Consider the following 14653-nt stretch of genomic DNA (forward strand, 5'->3'; position numbering starts at 1 on the left):
CGCGCGTAGCACGGGAGGGGGTTCATGGTTACGAGCTGATTGCGGGCCCCGCAAGGGGCGCGAGACTGTGACATATGCGGCTCCGCCGCGGGGCGCGATCAGCCACAAACCACCCGCAGCCGCAAGACCACGGTTTCCGGCCGAGCTCATAGGCAGCCCCCACCCCCTCGGAGCTAACCTCATACCCATGACCAGCGACGACACGGCTCGGCCCGGCGCAGCCGCACGCAGTATCGAAACCCGCCTGGAACTGCCCCCCGCCCAGAAGGACGCCGTACTCACCCTCCTCGAAGAGGCCGCCCAGGTCGACGGCCAACAGGCAGTGTCCGAGCAGGGCCGGCTGCAACTCCGCGGCGGCCCCCGTGAGGGCATCCGGCACCTCCTCCTCACCGTTGGCGACCAACTGGTCGGCTACGCCCAACTGGAGGACACGGACCTCGTGGAGGCTCCTGCCGCCGAGCTGGTCGTCCGCCCCTCCCACCGGGGCCACGGCCACGGCCGGGCCCTCGGCTCCGCCCTCCTCGCCGAGTCCGGCAAACGCCTGCGCGTCTGGGCGCACGGTGGCCACTCCGCCGCCCGCCACCTCGCCCAGGTCCTGGGTCTCACCCTCTTCCGCGAACTGCGCCAGATGCGCCGCTCCCTCGCCGACTTCGACCCGCCCGAGCCGGTCCTCCCCGACGGCGTCACCGTCCGCACCTTCGTCCCCGGCGAGGACGACGGGGCCTGGCTCGCCGCGAACGCGGACGCCTTCGCCCACCACCCCGAACAGGGCAGCCTCACCCAGCGCGACCTCGACGACCGCAAGACCGAGCCCTGGTTCGACCCGGCCGGCTTCTTCCTGGCCTTCCGGGACGGTGAACTCATCGGCTTCCACTGGACCAAGGTCCACGCCGCCGAACAGCTCGGCGAGGTCTACGTCGTCGGCGTCCGCCCCGGCGCCCAGGGCGGCGGCCTCGGCAAGGCCCTCACCACGATCGGCCTGCGCCACCTGGCCACCCAGGGCCTGCCCACCGCGATGCTCTACGTCGACGCCGACAACAAGGCGGCGGTGACCGTGTACGAGCGCCTCGGTTTCGCGACGTACGAGACGGACCTGATGTACCGCAGCGAAACCTGATGTAACGGCAGCCAACGGCAGCCAACGGGAGTCAACGGGAGTCAACGGGAGTTATCCACAGGCTGGGGGCGGTGATGTTGACACCGCCCCCTCTCTTACACCACCCTTTCACTACTCAATTAGTGAAAGGGTGGTGCACGTGGTCGAGTACCGAATCGACCGGCGCAGCGGAGTCGCCACCTACCTGCAGATCGTCCAGCAGACCAAACAGGCTCTGCGCCTCGGCCTGCTGGAACCAGGGGACAAGCTGCCCACGGCCCGCGAGGTCGTGGAGGCCACGGCGATCAACCCGAACACCGTCCTGAAGGCCTACCGCGAGTTGGAGCGCGAGGGCCTGGTCGAGGCACGGCGGGGTCTCGGCACGTTCGTACGGAAGTCGCTGGGGTCGACCCCGGCGGACTCCCCGTTGCATGCCGAGCTGTCCGCCTGGACGGACCGGGCCCGCGAGGCGGGACTCGAACGGGACGACGTGGCCGCGCTTTTCAACTCCGTACTGGAAGAACACTTCAAGGAAGAACACCTCAAGGGGGACGACGCATGACCAGCACAGCTTTGGAGGCAGCCGCACTCGGCAAGAAGTTCGGCCGGCGGAAGGCCGGCTGGGCGCTGCACGACTGCACGCTGCGGATCCCGGCGGGGCGCGTCTGCGCGCTCGTCGGGCCGAACGGCGCGGGCAAGTCGACGCTCCTGGCCCACGCGGCCGGTCTGCTCGCGCCCACCGAGGGCAGCATCCACGTGCTGGGTACGACCCCGGCGGGGGCTCGCGAGCGCATCGCGTACGTCGCCCAGGACAAGCCCCTCTACCCGCAGCTCACCGTCGCCGAGACCCTGCGCCTGGGCCGGGAGCTCAACCCCGGGCGCTGGGACGCGGCCGTCGCCGGGCGGGTCGTGGACGAGGGCGGCCTGGACCGGGACGCCAAGATCCGCTCCCTCTCCGGCGGCCAGCGCACCCGGGTCGCGCTCGCTCTCGCCCTGGGCAAGCGCCCCGAACTGCTGCTCCTGGACGAGCCGATGGCCGACCTCGACCCGCTCGCCCGGCACCAGCTGATGGGCACCCTGCTCGCGGACTCCGCCGAGCACGGCACCACGGTTGTCATGTCCTCGCACGTGGTGGCCGAACTGGAGGGCTCCTGCGACCACTTGCTCCTCCTCGGTGAGGGCCGCGTCCGCCTCGCGGGCCCGCTGGACGAACTCCTCGCCGCGCACACCCTGGTCACCGGCCCGGCCGGCGACCTCGCCCCGCACACCGTCGTCGAGTCCCGTACGACAGGGCGTCAGGTCACCGCGCTCATCCGGCCGCAGGGCCCGGTCGGCGCCGGCTGGCAGACCGACGAACCGACCCTGGAGGAACTGGTCCTCGCCCACCTGCGGGCACCGCAGGCCCCGGCGCTCACCCTCGTGGACGGCGGCGACGAGACCGAGGTCCAGGAGGCCGCCGTATGAGCGCCGCGACCGTGAAGGCCGTCGGGACGGCGGCCGAGGCCCCGGCCCCCCGCCCCGTGAGCCCGGCCCGCGGCCTGTTCCGGGCCATGATCCGCCTGCACCAGTCGGCGGTGTGGTTCTGGGGACTGCTGGTGGTCCTGACCGCCGGGGCCCTGCTCTGGGCGGCCGGACCGGGCGTGGACGCCGCCTGGGCCGAGTACGTGAAGAGCGGGTGCCTGGAGACCGACTACTGCGAGGTCGGCCCGGCGTACAACAAGTACGAGACGGCCGTCACCTTCGGCACCTTCGTCCTGAGCCTCGCCCCGGAGCTGATCGGCGCCTGGGCGGGCGCCGCGCTGATCGCCCGCGAGCTGGAGACCGGCACCGCCCGGCTGGCCTGGACCCAGTCCGTCGGCCCGGTCCGCTGGCTGGCCGCCAAGCTCGCCGTCCCGGCGGCCCTGATCGTCTCGGGGACGCTCCTGCTGACTCTGTTGAACCGTTTGGTGTGGTGGTCGGAGGCCGACCTCCGCCGGGCGCTGAACACCCGGGACTGGTTCGACACCGCGACCTTCACGGCCCACGGCACCGCCGCCACCGCCCACGCCCTGCTCGGCCTGGCCATCGGTGTCTGCGCCGGCCTGCTGCTCCGCCGCTCGCTGCCCGCGCTCGCCGTCGGCCTGCTGGGCACGGCCCTCGCCACGAGCACCCTCGTGTCGTACCGCGGCAGCATGTGGCCGGCCGAGACCCTCGTCGTCAGGACCACGGAACCGGACTTCATCGACCTCCACCCCTCCTCCCACTACTGGCCCCTCCAGCTCGTCGAGACCGGCATCGCCCTCGCCCTCGCCGCCGTACTGGTCCTGCTCTCCTTCCGCCTCCTGCGCCGCCACACGGGAGGCACCCGATGACCGCCACCACGACGACCCCCGCCCGCGGCGGCTCCCGCCTCCGCCCCCGCGGCCTGACCTGGGCGATGCTCCGCCTGCACGCCTCGGCGGGGTCGTTCTGGGCACTGCTCGTGGCCCTGGCCGCCGGGGCACTGCTCTGGGCGTACGGGCCGGGCGGGGACGCCGCCTGGGCCGAGTACGACCGGCCGGGCTGCCACGACGGGGAGCCGAACCTGGGCTGCGACTACTCGGGCCCGGCGTACGACCGGTACGACACGGCCGTCCAGCTCAGCTCGGCCGTCATCGGCCTCGCCCCGATCCTGGCCGCCCTCTGGGCGGGCGCCGCGCTGATCGGCCGCGAGCTGGAGAACGGCACGGCACAGCTGGCCTGGACCCAGTCCGTCTCACCCGCCCGCTGGCTGACCGCCAAGCTCGCCGTGCCCGCCGCCCTGCTCACCGCCGGCACGCTCCTGCTGACCCTGCCGCACCGGCTGATGTGGTCGGAGTACATCGAGAAACGGGGCCAGTGGGGCACCTGGGAGTGGCACGAGAGCCAGATCTTCATCGCCAACGGCCCCCTCGCCACCGCCCACGTCCTGCTCGGCCTCGCCGCCGGCGTCCTGATCGGCCTGCTCACCCGCAGGTCCCTGACCTCGCTCGGCTACGGTTTCTTCGCCATGGTGGGCCTGCTCTACGGGTTCGCGGCGCTGCGCCCGTACCTGTGGCCGGTCGTGACCGCGACGACGTCGCCGAAGGAGGGCTATCCGGACACCGTCGGCATGATCGTCACGGATGGCGCCCTGGGCCCCGGCGGTGACCGGGTCCCGGACCCATGTCTCTCCGGCGGGAAGTGCGCCCTCGGTGCCGACGGCATCACCGGCTACTACCGCGACTACCACCCGTCCTCCCACTTCTGGCCCCTCCAGCTCGTCGAGACCGGGATCGCCCTCGCCCTCGCCGCCCTGCTGGTCCTGGCCGCCTTCGCCCTGCTGCGCCGCCGTACGGCGGGCGTCTCGTCCCCGCGTACGGGAGGCACCACCCCATGACCACCACCGCCGCACCCGCCACCACCACTCCCGCCGGCCTTGAGGACCCGGGCCGGCGCCCCCGTGGCCTGACCTGGACCGTCCTGCGCCTGCACCGCCCGGCGCTGCTCGTATGGGCCGCGTACGTACTGCTGCTGGCCGGATGGCTGCTGTGGCTGCGGTTCGTGACGCTGGAGCAGGCCCGGACGAAGCTGCCCGGCTGCCCGCTGTCGGAGTCCGACTGCGTCGACGCCGAGGCGCTGATCACCTTCGGCGACGGCGTCAGCACGGCCGCGACGCTCATCGCCTACCTCACCTACGGCGTCGCCGCCTGGGCCGGCGCCTCGCTCATCGGCCGTGAGCTGGAGCGCGGCACGGCCCAGCTGGCCTGGGCCCAGTCCGTCACCCCTACCCGCTGGCTGGTGGCCCGGCTGGCCGTGCCCGCCGCGCTCCTCGCCCTCGGCACGACCGTGCTGTTCCTGCTCTACCGCGAGCTCTGGGCACCGAAGCACGACATGTACGGCTACCAGTGGTACAACCCCGACCCCATGGTGGCCCTCGGCCCCCTGACGGTGGCGTACGCCCTGTGCGGGCTGGCCGTCGGCGCCTTGGCGGGCCTCGCCCTGAAGCGGGCACTGCCGGCGCTGGTCGTGGCCCTCGGCTTCATGGCCCTCTTCCACGTGTATCTCGACCGGAACACCAGATGGCTGTGGCCCACCGAGCGGCTCACGGGCTTCGCCGCGAGCAGGGTGCCGAACGACGCGCAGCACATCGACCTCGGCGTGATCACGGAGGCGGGCACCCGGGCCGACGACGTCCTCCTGAACTGCTTCGGCGCCGAGGCCGACGAGTCCCTCTCCGCGTGCATGACCAACCACAACATCACCGGTCTGTACGCCGACGTGCACCCGCCCTCCCACTTCTGGCCGCTGCATCTCATGGCCACCGGCATCGTCCTCACCGTCACCGCCCTCGCCGTCACCGCCGCCTTCTGGCTGCTCCGCCGCCGCACAGCCACCCACTGAGACCCCGCCGCGCCCCCACGCACTCACGGCCCGCCGCGCCCCCACGCACTCACGGCCCGCCGCACCCACCCCACGAGCGGCCCCCGAACCGGTACGCCCCTCCTACGGGGGGAGGGGCGTACCGAAGGCGTGTCCGGGGCTTCAACGGAGCGCTCCGGGCGCCCCCGTGGACGCCCGTGAGCCTCCCTGCGATATCCCGCACGTAAGGTCCCCGTAACCGGCGATTCAGACGACCTTGCGACGCTTCCGCAATGAACCCCGTCGTGCCCGAGCCCTCGCCTCCCCCACGCAGCGGCCCAAGCAACGGGAAGAGCAAGGGGGTTGGCCACCATGCGGCCACGGCCACCGGCTCGGCCGTCCACCCGGAAGCCACCGCCGGCGCCACCAGCGACTCCACCGGCCACGTCGCCGATGTCGTCGCCAGGATCGACGCGGACATCGCCGGACATGTCGCCGCGTTCCCCGCCGCGCTCCCCCCGGCACTCTCTGACGCGCCCGTAATGCTCGCCGCGCGGAACAATGGTGTTATGAGCCAGTCCAACGCCCAGGCAACCCAGGTCCAGCACCCGCAGCCTTCCGTCGGTTCCATAGCCGCCCACCGCCGGCACACCACGACGGCCGCGGTCTCCGACCTGGAACCCGACCTCGACGCCGACCTCGACGCGTACGAGGAGGCCCCGTACGACGGCGAGCAGCTGCCCCAGGGCCGCTTCCTGGACCGGGAGCGCAGCTGGCTCGCGTTCAACGAGCGGGTCCTCGAACTCGCCGAGGACCCCAACACGCCCCTGCTCGAACGGGCGAACTTCCTGGCGATCTTCGCCAGCAACCTGGACGAGTTCTTCATGGTCCGCGTGGCCGGCCTGAAGCGCCGTATCGCCACCGGTGTGGCCACGAAGTCCGCCTCCGGCCTCAAGCCCCGCGAGGTGCTGGAGATGATCTGGGCCCGCTCCCGCGAGCTGATGGCCCGGCATGCCGCCTGCTTCCACGAGGACGTCGCCCCCGCGCTGGCCGAGGAGGGCATCCACCTCGTCCGCTGGAGCGAGCTGACGGAGAAGGAGCAGGCCCGCCTCTTCACGCTGTTCAAGCACCAGATCTTCCCGGTCCTCACCCCGCTGGCCGTGGACCCGGCCCACCCCTTCCCGTACATCTCGGGTCTCTCGCTGAACCTGGCCGTGGTCGTCCGCAACCCGGTCTCGGGTCACCGGCACTTCGCCCGGGTCAAGGTCCCGCCGCTGCTCTCCCGCTTCCTGGAGGCCTCCCCGAACCGGTACGTGCCGCTCGAGGACGTGATCGCCGCCCACCTCGAAGAGCTGTTCCCGGGCATGGAGGTCCTTGAGCACCACACCTTCCGCCTCACCCGGAACGAGGACCTGGAGGTCGAGGAGGACGACGCCGAGAACCTGCTCCAGGCCCTGGAGAAGGAGCTCATGCGGCGCCGCTTCGGCCCGCCGGTGCGCCTGGAGGTCGAGGAGTCCATCGACCAGTACGTCCTGGACCTGCTGGTACGCGAGCTGAAGATCAAGGAGGCCGAGGTCTACCCGCTGCCGGGCCCTCTCGACCTCACCGGTCTCTTCGGCATCGGCGGCCTGGACCGCCCCGAGCTGAAGTACCCGAAGTTCATCGCCGGCACCCACCGCGACCTGGCGGAGGTCGAGTCGGCGTCGGCACCCGACATATTCGCCGCCCTGCGCGAGCGCGACGTCCTGCTGCACCACCCGTACGACAGCTTCTCCACGTCCGTACAGGCCTTCCTGGAGCAGGCGGCCGACGACCCGGACGTCCTCGCGATCAAGCAGACCCTGTACCGGACCTCGGGCGACTCCCCGATCGTCGACGCGCTGATCGACGCCGCCGAGTCCGGCAAGCAGGTCCTCGTCCTGGTGGAGATCAAGGCCCGCTTCGACGAGCAGGCCAACATCAAGTGGGCGAAGAAGCTGGAGGAGGCGGGCTGCCACGTGGTCTACGGCCTCGTCGGCCTCAAGACCCACTGCAAGCTGTCCCTGGTGGTCCGCCAGGAAGGCGAGACCCTCCGCCGCTACTCGCACGTGGGCACCGGCAACTACCACCCGAAGACGGCCCGGCTCTACGAGGACCTGGGCCTGCTGACGGCCGACCCGCAGGTCGGCGCGGACCTGTCCGACCTGTTCAACCGGCTCTCCGGCTACTCCCGCCGCGAGACCTACCGCCGGCTGCTCGTCGCGCCCAAGTCCCTGCGCGACGGCCTGATCGCCCGCATCGCCAAGGAAGTCCAGCACCACCGTGCCGGACGTCCCGCGCATGTCCGCATCAAGGTCAACTCGATGGTGGACGAGGCCCTCATCGACGCCTGCTACCGCGCCTCCCAGGCCGGCGTGCCGGTCGACATCTGGGTGCGCGGCATCTGCGCCGTACGTCCGGGTGTCCCCGGCCTGTCGGACAACGTGCGCGTACGGTCCGTGCTCGGCCGTTTCCTGGAGCACTCCCGGATCTTCGGCTTCGGTAACGGCGGCGAGCCCGAGGTGTGGATCGGCAGCGCCGACATGATGCACCGCAACCTCGACCGCCGGATAGAAGCCCTGGTACGGGTGACCGACCCGGCCCACCGGGCGGCCCTCAACCGCCTGCTGGAGACCGGTATGTCCGACACGACCTCCTCCTGGCACCTCGGTCCGGACGGCGAGTGGACCCGGCACTCGACGGACTCGGACGGCCAGCCCCTGCGCAATGTCCAGGAGATGCTCATTGACGCCCGGAGGCGCCGGCGTGGCAACGCAACACCTTGACCCCACGGACCCCACCGCCGTGCCCGCGGACGCCCTCGCCGGGTATCTGCGGGCGCGTGCCACGGAGTTCCTGCGCGCGCTGCGCACCTACCGGGAGACCGGTGGGGGCACAGCCGCCGGAACCGAGGAGTCCACCGACGCGGCCCTCGCCCTGCGCCGCTCGGCCCGCCGCATCAGCGGCACCCTCCACACCTTCCGGCCCCTCCTGGACGCGGACTGGTCCGAATCCCTCCGCCCCGAACTCGCCTGGCTCTCCGGCACGTTGGGCCGCGAACACGCCTACGCGGCCCGCCTGGACCGCCTGGTCACAGCCCTGAACCGCCTCTCGGGCGCGACAACGTTCCCGACCCAGTCGGCAGCGGGCAACCGCTCCACGAGCACCCGTTCCGCCGCCGGCCCCGCCGCGGGCACCCGTTCCACCGCCACCCCCGCTACGGACAGCCGTTCCGCCCCCGCCCCCGCTGTGGGCAGTCGTTCCGCTGGGGCGGAACGGGTGGGCGATGGGGGTCCCCCCGCTCATGGGGGTCCCCCCGCTCGAGCGAAGCCGAGAGTGGGGGAGAAGCCGAGAGTGGGGGAGAAGCCGAGAGTGGGGGAGAAGCCGAGAGTGGGGGAGGAACCCGGCACCGCCGGCCCAGGTACCCGCCCCACAGCAACCCCGGACCGGGGCAACCTCACGGTAGGCGCGGCAAAAGCGGGCGCCCTACTGGACCGCCAGCTCACCCTCGCCCGCACCCGAGCCCACTCCGCCGCCCTGCAAGCCCTCGGCTCCTCCCGCTTCCACGCCGTCGCGGACAACGTCGCCGTCCTCGCCAGCGAGGTCCCGCTCACCCCCACCGCGGCCACCGCCGACCTCCGCCCCCTGGCCGCCGCCGCCCACGACCGCCTTCGCGACGCGGTCACCGGCCTCCCCCTGCTCACCGCCGGCCACCCCTACAACGCCGAGGCCCTCATCCACGGACTCTCCCCCGACACCGCCCCCCACCCCCAGGACGCCCCCTGGCACCAGGTCCGCCTCCTCCTGCGCCTGCACCGCTACGCCCTCGAGGTCCGCCACGGCGACGCGGTACCCCCGGACCTGCGCCTCCTCGCCGCCTGCGAGGCCCTCAACCGCCACCGCGACGCCTCCGAGGCGGCCTCCGCGGCGGCCTCCGCCGCCCGCACCCCCCGCATCGCCCCGGCCACCGCCTACGCCCTCGGCGTCCTCCACGCCGACCAGCGCCACGAAGTGGAGGCAGCCCGTTTCGCGTTCCAGCAGTCCTGGCAGAAGGAGGCGGTGAGCACCCCTTGACCGACAGCATCATCCAGGCGGCGGGCTGCGTCCTGTGGCGCGGCTCCCCCCTCGCCGAAGAGCTGGAAATCTGCCTGGTCCACCGACCGAAGTACGACGACTGGTCCCATCCGAAGGGCAAGTTGAAGCGCGGCGAGGCCCCCCTCTCCGGTGCCGTGCGCGAGGTCGAGGAGGAGACCGGCTACCGCTGCCAGCCCGGCCCCCGGCTGCCCACGACGCACTACTTCGTCAAGGGCCGTGCCAAGCAGGTGAGTTACTGGGCGGCCGAGGCGACCGACGGCCACTTCACCCCCAACCAAGAGGTGGACCAGGTCCGTTGGCTGACCCCGGCCGCCGCCCGCGACCAACTCACCCAGCCCCGCGACCGCGAACTGATCGACGAGTTCCTGGCGACCCTCCGCCACGCGTAGCGCTTACGTACCGGACGCGGCGTGCCCCTGCGCGTCCACCCGTGCCAGGCTCCGCGCTCTTCGCGCCGGCCCCCGCCACCCGCACGAGCAGCGGGCCACGCAGAAGCGGCCCTGCTCGACGGTGGTCGTGCGGTGCGGCTGGGAAGGCGGGGGATCGTCGTGCTGCGCCACACCACAACGTTACCCAAGGCAAGTACTGCGACCACCAGCAGCTCCACCCGGCGTGACGACCTCCCCTACCCGTCGTTAACCGAACGACAGGAGGACCCGGTACGGACCGGCCAGGGGGTTTGCGAGCGATGGTGGCGCGGCGGCACAGCAGGACGGGCGCGGTGATCGTCGCGGCGGGACTGATGGTCTCTCCCCTGGGCTGCGGCAGGGGCGTCGGCGGCGACTCCCTCTCCGCCGACCCCGTCGAACTCCTCCACCGCGCCGCCCCCACCCTCGCCGACGCGGGCAGCTCCAAGGCCCGTACGGAGATGGAGATGGCCACCGGCGGCACCCGCGTGACCATCCGGGGCGAGGGCGTCTACGACTACGGCAGACGGCTCGGCCGGCTGGAGGTGCTGCTGCCGCACGACGCGGCCGGCACCGGCAAGCACCGTCCGATCACCGAACTCCTCGCCCCCGGCGCCCTGTACATGAAGAACCGCGGCGCGGGCGTCCCCGCCGACAAGTGGGTCCGCGTCGACACCGCCACCCTCTCCGACGGCAACCTGGTCACCGGCGGCGCCACCGACCCGTTCGCCGCCGCCGAGGTACTGCGCGGTACGCGCACCGCGACGTACGTGGGGGAGACCGAGGTCGAGGGCACCCGGGTCCGTCACTACCGCGGCACGGCCGACCTCACCGTCGCCTCCCGCACCGCCTCGGAGGGCAACCGCGCATCCCTGCGCGCCGCGGCCAAGGGCTTCGCCACCGCTCGCGTCCCCTTCGACGTCTACCTCGACGACGAGGGCCGCATCCGCAAGGTCCGCCACCGCTTCAGCTTCGTCAACGGCATCCGGCCGGGCACGGTCGCCGTCGCCTCGACGACGACGCTGTACGACTTCGGCGTCCACGTCAACGTGCGACTGCCGAGGTCACAGGACATCTACGCCGGGAAGATCGCCGAGGAATAGCGGCGGTCGGGGGGACCGGGGCCGGGAAGGCGGGGGCCGGAAATGGTCCGTTGGTGCCATGCGCCGCCTGTGCGCCCCTGCCTACCCTAGGAAGCCGGTGACGGCGGGAAGAGGTGATGCACGTGGCTCCGGCAGGCGGTACGGCGGTTCAGGACCACGTGGCCCTCGCCGAGATCGAACTGTGCGGCGACCTCATCATCGCCGCCTCGGCCACCGACGGCGACCGCCTCAGCCCCGACCGCATCGACGAGGTGCTGCGGGTCTGGGAGGAACGCGCCCAGGACGGCCAGTAGCCCGAAACCGTGCACGACGAAATCCGGCCACCCTCAGACCCGCCGACCGCACCAGCCCCGACCCCTCAGGTCCGCAGTAGCCGACCGATCGCCTTCGTGGCCTCCTCCACCTTCGCGTCGATCTCGTCGCCCCCCTTGAAGGCCGCGTCGGCGACGCAGTGCCGCAGGTGCTCCTCAAGGAGTTGCAGCGCAAAAGACTGGAGAGCCTTGGTGGACGCGGAGACCTGCGTGAGTATGTCGATGCAGTAGACGTCCTCGTCGACCATGCGCTGGAGCCCGCGGATCTGCCCCTCGATGCGCCGCAGACGCTTCAGGTGTTCGTCCTTCTGCTTGTGGTACCCGTGGATTCCACGGTCGTGGTCGGTGATCACCACGTCGGCGGTCTCCTCGGCGGGCACCGTCTCCCCCACGCTCGACTTCGCTCGCGCGGGGGGACCCCCATCGGCCTCGGTGGTCGTCATCGCGTCCTCCCACGGACTCTCGCGGCATATACCCCAGGTAGGTATATGGTAACCAACTTTGTTGGGTAGGGGGTCAGTGGCCGCAACGCCCCCATGTCGAGCAGGAAAACTCATGGGCGACACTGGGGGACGGCCCATTAGCCGTGGCCGGATGATGCGCCTAGCATCAGCCTGACCGAAACCAATGCATACCGAGGACCCCACGTGCGCTTTCGTCTGACCCCCAGGGAGACGAGCTTCTACGACATGTTCGCCGCGTCCGCGGACAACATCGTCACGGGCTCGAAACTCCTGATGGAACTGCTCGGGGCGGACACCGCCGGCCGGGCCGAGATCGCGGAGCGCATGCGAGCAGCGGAACACGCCGGTGACGACGCCACGCACGCGATCTTCCACCAGCTGAACTCCTCGTTCATCACGCCCTTCGACCGCGAGGACATCTACTCCCTCGCGTCCTCCCTCGACGACATCATGGACTTCATGGAGGAGGCCGTCGACCTGGTCGTCCTCTACAACATCGAGGAACTTCCCAAGGGTGTCGAGCAGCAGATCGAGGTACTGGCACGTGCCGCCGAACTGACGGCCGAGGCGATGCCGAACCTGCGCACCATGGACAACCTCACGGAGTACTGGATCGAGGTGAACCGGCTGGAGAACCAGGCGGACCAGATCCACCGCAAGCTCCTGGCCTACCTCTTCAACGGCAAGTACGACGCGATAGAAGTCCTCAAGCTCAAGCAGATCGTGGATGTGCTGGAGGAAGCGGCGGACGCGTTCGAGCATGTGGCGAACACGGTGGAGACCATCGCCGTCAAGGAGTCCTGACCCCTCCATGGACACCTTTGCTCTGGTCGTGACCATCGGCGTCGCGCTCTTCTTCACCTACACGAACGGCTTCCACGACTCGGCGAACGCGATCGCGACCTCCGTGTCGACCCGCGCACTGACGCCCAAGGCCGCGCTCGCGATGGCAGCGGTCATGAACCTGGCAGGCGCGTTCCTCGGCAGCGGCGTGGCCAAGACCGTCAGCGAGGGCCTGATCCAGACCCCCGAGGGTTCCAAGGGGCTGGGCATCCTCTTCGCGGCCCTCGTCGGCGCGATCACCTGGAACATGATCACGTGGTACTTCGGCCTGCCGTCGTCCTCGTCCCACGCGCTGTTCGGCGGCATGGTGGGCGCGGCCCTGGCGGGCGGTACGACGGTCTACTGGTCCGGGGTCCTGGAGAAGATCATCATCCCGATGTTCGTCTCCCCCCTCGTAGGCATGGCCGTCGGCTATCTCGCCATGACCGCGATCATGTGGATCTTCCGCCGGGCCAACCCGCACAAGGCCAAGCGCGGCTTCCGTATCGCCCAGACCGTCTCGGCGGCCGGCATGGCGCTCGGCCACGGCCTCCAGGACGCCCAGAAGACGATGGGCATCGTGGTGATGGCCCTGGTCATCGCGGACGTCGAGGACTACGGCGACCCCATCCCGGTGTGGGTGAAGATCCTCTGCGCGGTGATGCTCTCCCTCGGCACGTACGCCGGCGGCTGGCGCATCATGCGCACGCTGGGACGCAAGATCATCGAACTGGACCCGCCCCAGGGCTTCGCCGCCGAAACGACCGGCGCGTCGATCATGTTCGCCACGGCGTTCCTCTTCAAGGCCCCCATCTCCACGACCCACGTCATCACCTCGGCGATCATGGGCGTAGGCGCGACAAAGCGAGTGAACGCGGTCCGCTGGGGCGTGGCCAAGAACATCATCCTGGGCTGGTTCATCACGATGCCGGCGGCGGCAACGGTGGCGGCGACGAGCTTCTGGCTGGTCAACCTGGCGTTCCTGTAACCCCAGCTCTCCGCGCCCTAAAGGGGCGCGGAGAACTGCGCGACAAGCCACGAACCACCCGCACCCGCCAACGCACCCCGCCTCCCGAGCCAATAGGCGGCGGGCGCGCGCAAACCCGACAGAAACCGAAGCGGGCCCACCCCCCGGGAGCCGGAGGGCGGGCCCTTCTTCAGCCTCGCGGTGGCACCGCCATGCAGCACCGCGAGGTGTCCTTGAGGCGTCGGCTCAGCCGAAGCGCCCGGAGATGTAGTCCTCCGTGGCCTGGACGGACGGGTTGGAGAAGATCCGCTCCGTGTCGTCGATCTCGATGAGCTTGCCCGGCTGCCCGACCGCGGCGAGGTTGAAGAACGCCGTACGGTCCGACACACGCGCCGCCTGCTGCATGTTGTGCGTCACGATGACGATCGTGAACTGCTCCTTCAGCTCACCGATGAGGTCCTCGATGGCGAGCGTCGAGATCGGGTCCAGCGCCGAGCAGGGCTCGTCCATGAGCAGAACCTTCGGCTCGACCGCGATCGCTCGGGCGATGCACAGCCGCTGCTGCTGACCACCGGAGAGCCCGGCCCCCGGCTTGTTGAGCCGGTCCTTGACCTCGTTCCAGAGGTTTGCGCCCTTGAGGGACTTCTCGACGATGGCGTCGAGCTCGGACTTCTTCTTGGAGCCGAGCAGCTTCAGACCGGCCGCCACGTTGTCGTAGATCGACATCGTGGGGAACGGGTTCGGACGCTGGAAGACCATGCCGACCTCACGCCGCACGGACACCGGGTCTATCCCGGGGCCGTACAGGTTCTCGTCGTCGAGCATGACCTTGCCCTCGACGCGGCCGCCCGGCGTGACCTCGTGCATGCGGTTGAGGGTGCGCAGGAACGTGGACTTGCCGCAGCCGGAGGGGCCGATGAAGGCGGTCACGGTACGGGGCTGGATGGTCATCGAGATGTCCTCGACGGCCAGGAAGGAACCGTAGTAGGCGTTGAGGCCGCTGACGTCAATTCGCTTGGCCATAGGAATCAC

Annotated in this window: 15 protein-coding genes; 13 read left to right on the top strand and 2 right to left on the bottom strand. The window is 70.8% G+C overall.

Annotation, left to right across the window (positions count from 1 at the left end; all coding sequences use genetic code 11):
- The first annotated feature begins 187 nt into the window (after positions 1 to 187).
- The 11 genes from mshD to CES90_RS11330 all read left to right on the top strand — a co-directional run bounded on the left by mshD (position 188) and on the right by CES90_RS11330 (position 11350).
- On the top strand, positions 188 to 1117 hold the full coding sequence (gene mshD, locus CES90_RS11280) for a mycothiol synthase (protein WP_189784503.1): 930 nt from the start codon (positions 188 to 190) through the stop codon (positions 1115 to 1117).
- 139 nt (positions 1118 to 1256) lie between these two features.
- Positions 1257 to 1658, top strand: coding sequence for a GntR family transcriptional regulator (locus tag CES90_RS11285; RefSeq protein WP_189784502.1), 402 nt, complete (start codon positions 1257 to 1259; stop codon positions 1656 to 1658).
- A complete protein-coding gene (locus tag CES90_RS11290) occupies positions 1655 to 2560 on the top strand; it encodes an ABC transporter ATP-binding protein (RefSeq protein WP_189784501.1) in 906 nt (301 codons plus the stop codon). The genes CES90_RS11285 and CES90_RS11290 overlap by 4 nt, the downstream gene beginning before the upstream one ends.
- Positions 2557 to 3447 (top strand): ABC transporter permease, encoded by an 891-nt coding sequence (locus tag CES90_RS11295; protein WP_189784500.1) that lies wholly within the window; start codon positions 2557 to 2559, stop codon positions 3445 to 3447. The genes CES90_RS11290 and CES90_RS11295 overlap by 4 nt, the downstream gene beginning before the upstream one ends.
- Positions 3444 to 4472: an ABC transporter permease gene (locus CES90_RS11300; protein ID WP_189784499.1), complete on the top strand. Its 1029-nt coding sequence runs from the start codon at positions 3444 to 3446 to the stop codon at positions 4470 to 4472. The genes CES90_RS11295 and CES90_RS11300 overlap by 4 nt, the downstream gene beginning before the upstream one ends.
- Positions 4469 to 5476, top strand: coding sequence for an ABC transporter permease (locus CES90_RS11305; RefSeq protein ID WP_189784498.1), 1008 nt, complete (start codon positions 4469 to 4471; stop codon positions 5474 to 5476). Before CES90_RS11300 ends, CES90_RS11305 begins: the two co-directional genes overlap by 4 nt.
- A 527-nt stretch (positions 5477 to 6003) precedes the next feature.
- A complete protein-coding gene (locus tag CES90_RS11310) occupies positions 6004 to 8238 on the top strand; it encodes an RNA degradosome polyphosphate kinase (RefSeq protein ID WP_189784613.1) in 2235 nt (744 codons plus the stop codon).
- Positions 8219 to 9526, top strand: a complete 1308-nt coding sequence (locus CES90_RS11315; RefSeq protein WP_229913990.1) for a CHAD domain-containing protein — start codon at positions 8219 to 8221, stop codon at positions 9524 to 9526. The genes CES90_RS11310 and CES90_RS11315 overlap by 20 nt, the downstream gene beginning before the upstream one ends.
- Complete coding sequence (locus CES90_RS11320) at positions 9523 to 9936, top strand: NUDIX hydrolase (protein ID WP_189784497.1); 414 nt, start codon at positions 9523 to 9525, stop codon at positions 9934 to 9936. Before CES90_RS11315 ends, CES90_RS11320 begins: the two co-directional genes overlap by 4 nt.
- Before the next feature lie 299 nt (positions 9937 to 10235).
- Positions 10236 to 11057, top strand: coding sequence for a hypothetical protein (locus CES90_RS11325; protein WP_189784496.1), 822 nt, complete (start codon positions 10236 to 10238; stop codon positions 11055 to 11057).
- Positions 11058 to 11179: 122 nt separating this feature from the next.
- Positions 11180 to 11350 (top strand): hypothetical protein, encoded by a 171-nt coding sequence (locus tag CES90_RS11330; protein ID WP_189784628.1) that lies wholly within the window; start codon positions 11180 to 11182, stop codon positions 11348 to 11350.
- 65 nt (positions 11351 to 11415) lie between these two features.
- Here the strand turns inward: CES90_RS11330 and CES90_RS11335 are convergent, their stop codons facing one another.
- Entirely contained in the window at positions 11416 to 11811 is a 396-nt protein-coding gene (locus CES90_RS11335; RefSeq protein WP_189784495.1) for a metal-sensitive transcriptional regulator, read from the bottom strand.
- Positions 11812 to 12015: 204 nt separating this feature from the next.
- On the opposite strand from CES90_RS11335, the gene CES90_RS11340 reads away from it, so the two are divergent.
- Positions 12016 to 12636, top strand: coding sequence for a DUF47 domain-containing protein (locus CES90_RS11340; RefSeq protein ID WP_189784494.1), 621 nt, complete (start codon positions 12016 to 12018; stop codon positions 12634 to 12636).
- A 7-nt stretch (positions 12637 to 12643) separates the two neighbouring features.
- Positions 12644 to 13642: an inorganic phosphate transporter gene (locus CES90_RS11345; protein ID WP_189784493.1), complete on the top strand. Its 999-nt coding sequence runs from the start codon at positions 12644 to 12646 to the stop codon at positions 13640 to 13642.
- A 225-nt stretch (positions 13643 to 13867) separates the two neighbouring features.
- Here the strand turns inward: CES90_RS11345 and pstB are convergent, their stop codons facing one another.
- Positions 13868 to 14644 carry a phosphate ABC transporter ATP-binding protein PstB gene (pstB, locus tag CES90_RS11350; RefSeq protein ID WP_189784492.1) on the bottom strand — a complete coding sequence of 259 codons (777 nt, stop codon included), beginning with the start codon at positions 14642 to 14644 and terminating at the stop codon, positions 13868 to 13870.
- Positions 14645 to 14653: the final 9 nt, after the last annotated feature.

It is taken from the genome of Streptomyces capitiformicae, assembly GCF_002214185.1.
GTDB lineage: Bacteria > Actinomycetota > Actinomycetes > Streptomycetales > Streptomycetaceae > Streptomyces > Streptomyces capitiformicae.

Excerpts from the sequence above, each read along its gene's own strand:
- mshD (WP_189784503.1), top strand. The coding sequence starts at position 188 with ATGACCAGCGACGACACGGCTCGGCCCGGCGCAGCCGCACGCAGTATC.
- CES90_RS11290 (WP_189784501.1), top strand. The coding sequence starts at position 1,655 with ATGACCAGCACAGCTTTGGAGGCAGCCGCACTCGGCAAGAAGTTCGGC.
- CES90_RS11295 (WP_189784500.1), top strand. The coding sequence starts at position 2,557 with ATGAGCGCCGCGACCGTGAAGGCCGTCGGGACGGCGGCCGAGGCCCCG.
- CES90_RS11300 (WP_189784499.1), top strand. The coding sequence starts at position 3,444 with ATGACCGCCACCACGACGACCCCCGCCCGCGGCGGCTCCCGCCTCCGC.
- CES90_RS11305 (WP_189784498.1), top strand. The coding sequence starts at position 4,469 with ATGACCACCACCGCCGCACCCGCCACCACCACTCCCGCCGGCCTTGAG.
- CES90_RS11310 (WP_189784613.1), top strand. The coding sequence starts at position 6,004 with ATGAGCCAGTCCAACGCCCAGGCAACCCAGGTCCAGCACCCGCAGCCT.
- CES90_RS11325 (WP_189784496.1), top strand. The coding sequence starts at position 10,236 with ATGGTGGCGCGGCGGCACAGCAGGACGGGCGCGGTGATCGTCGCGGCG.
- CES90_RS11335 (WP_189784495.1), bottom strand. The coding sequence starts at position 11,811 with ATGACGACCACCGAGGCCGATGGGGGTCCCCCCGCGCGAGCGAAGTCG.
- CES90_RS11345 (WP_189784493.1), top strand. The coding sequence starts at position 12,644 with ATGGACACCTTTGCTCTGGTCGTGACCATCGGCGTCGCGCTCTTCTTC.
- pstB (WP_189784492.1), bottom strand. The coding sequence starts at position 14,644 with ATGGCCAAGCGAATTGACGTCAGCGGCCTCAACGCCTACTACGGTTCC.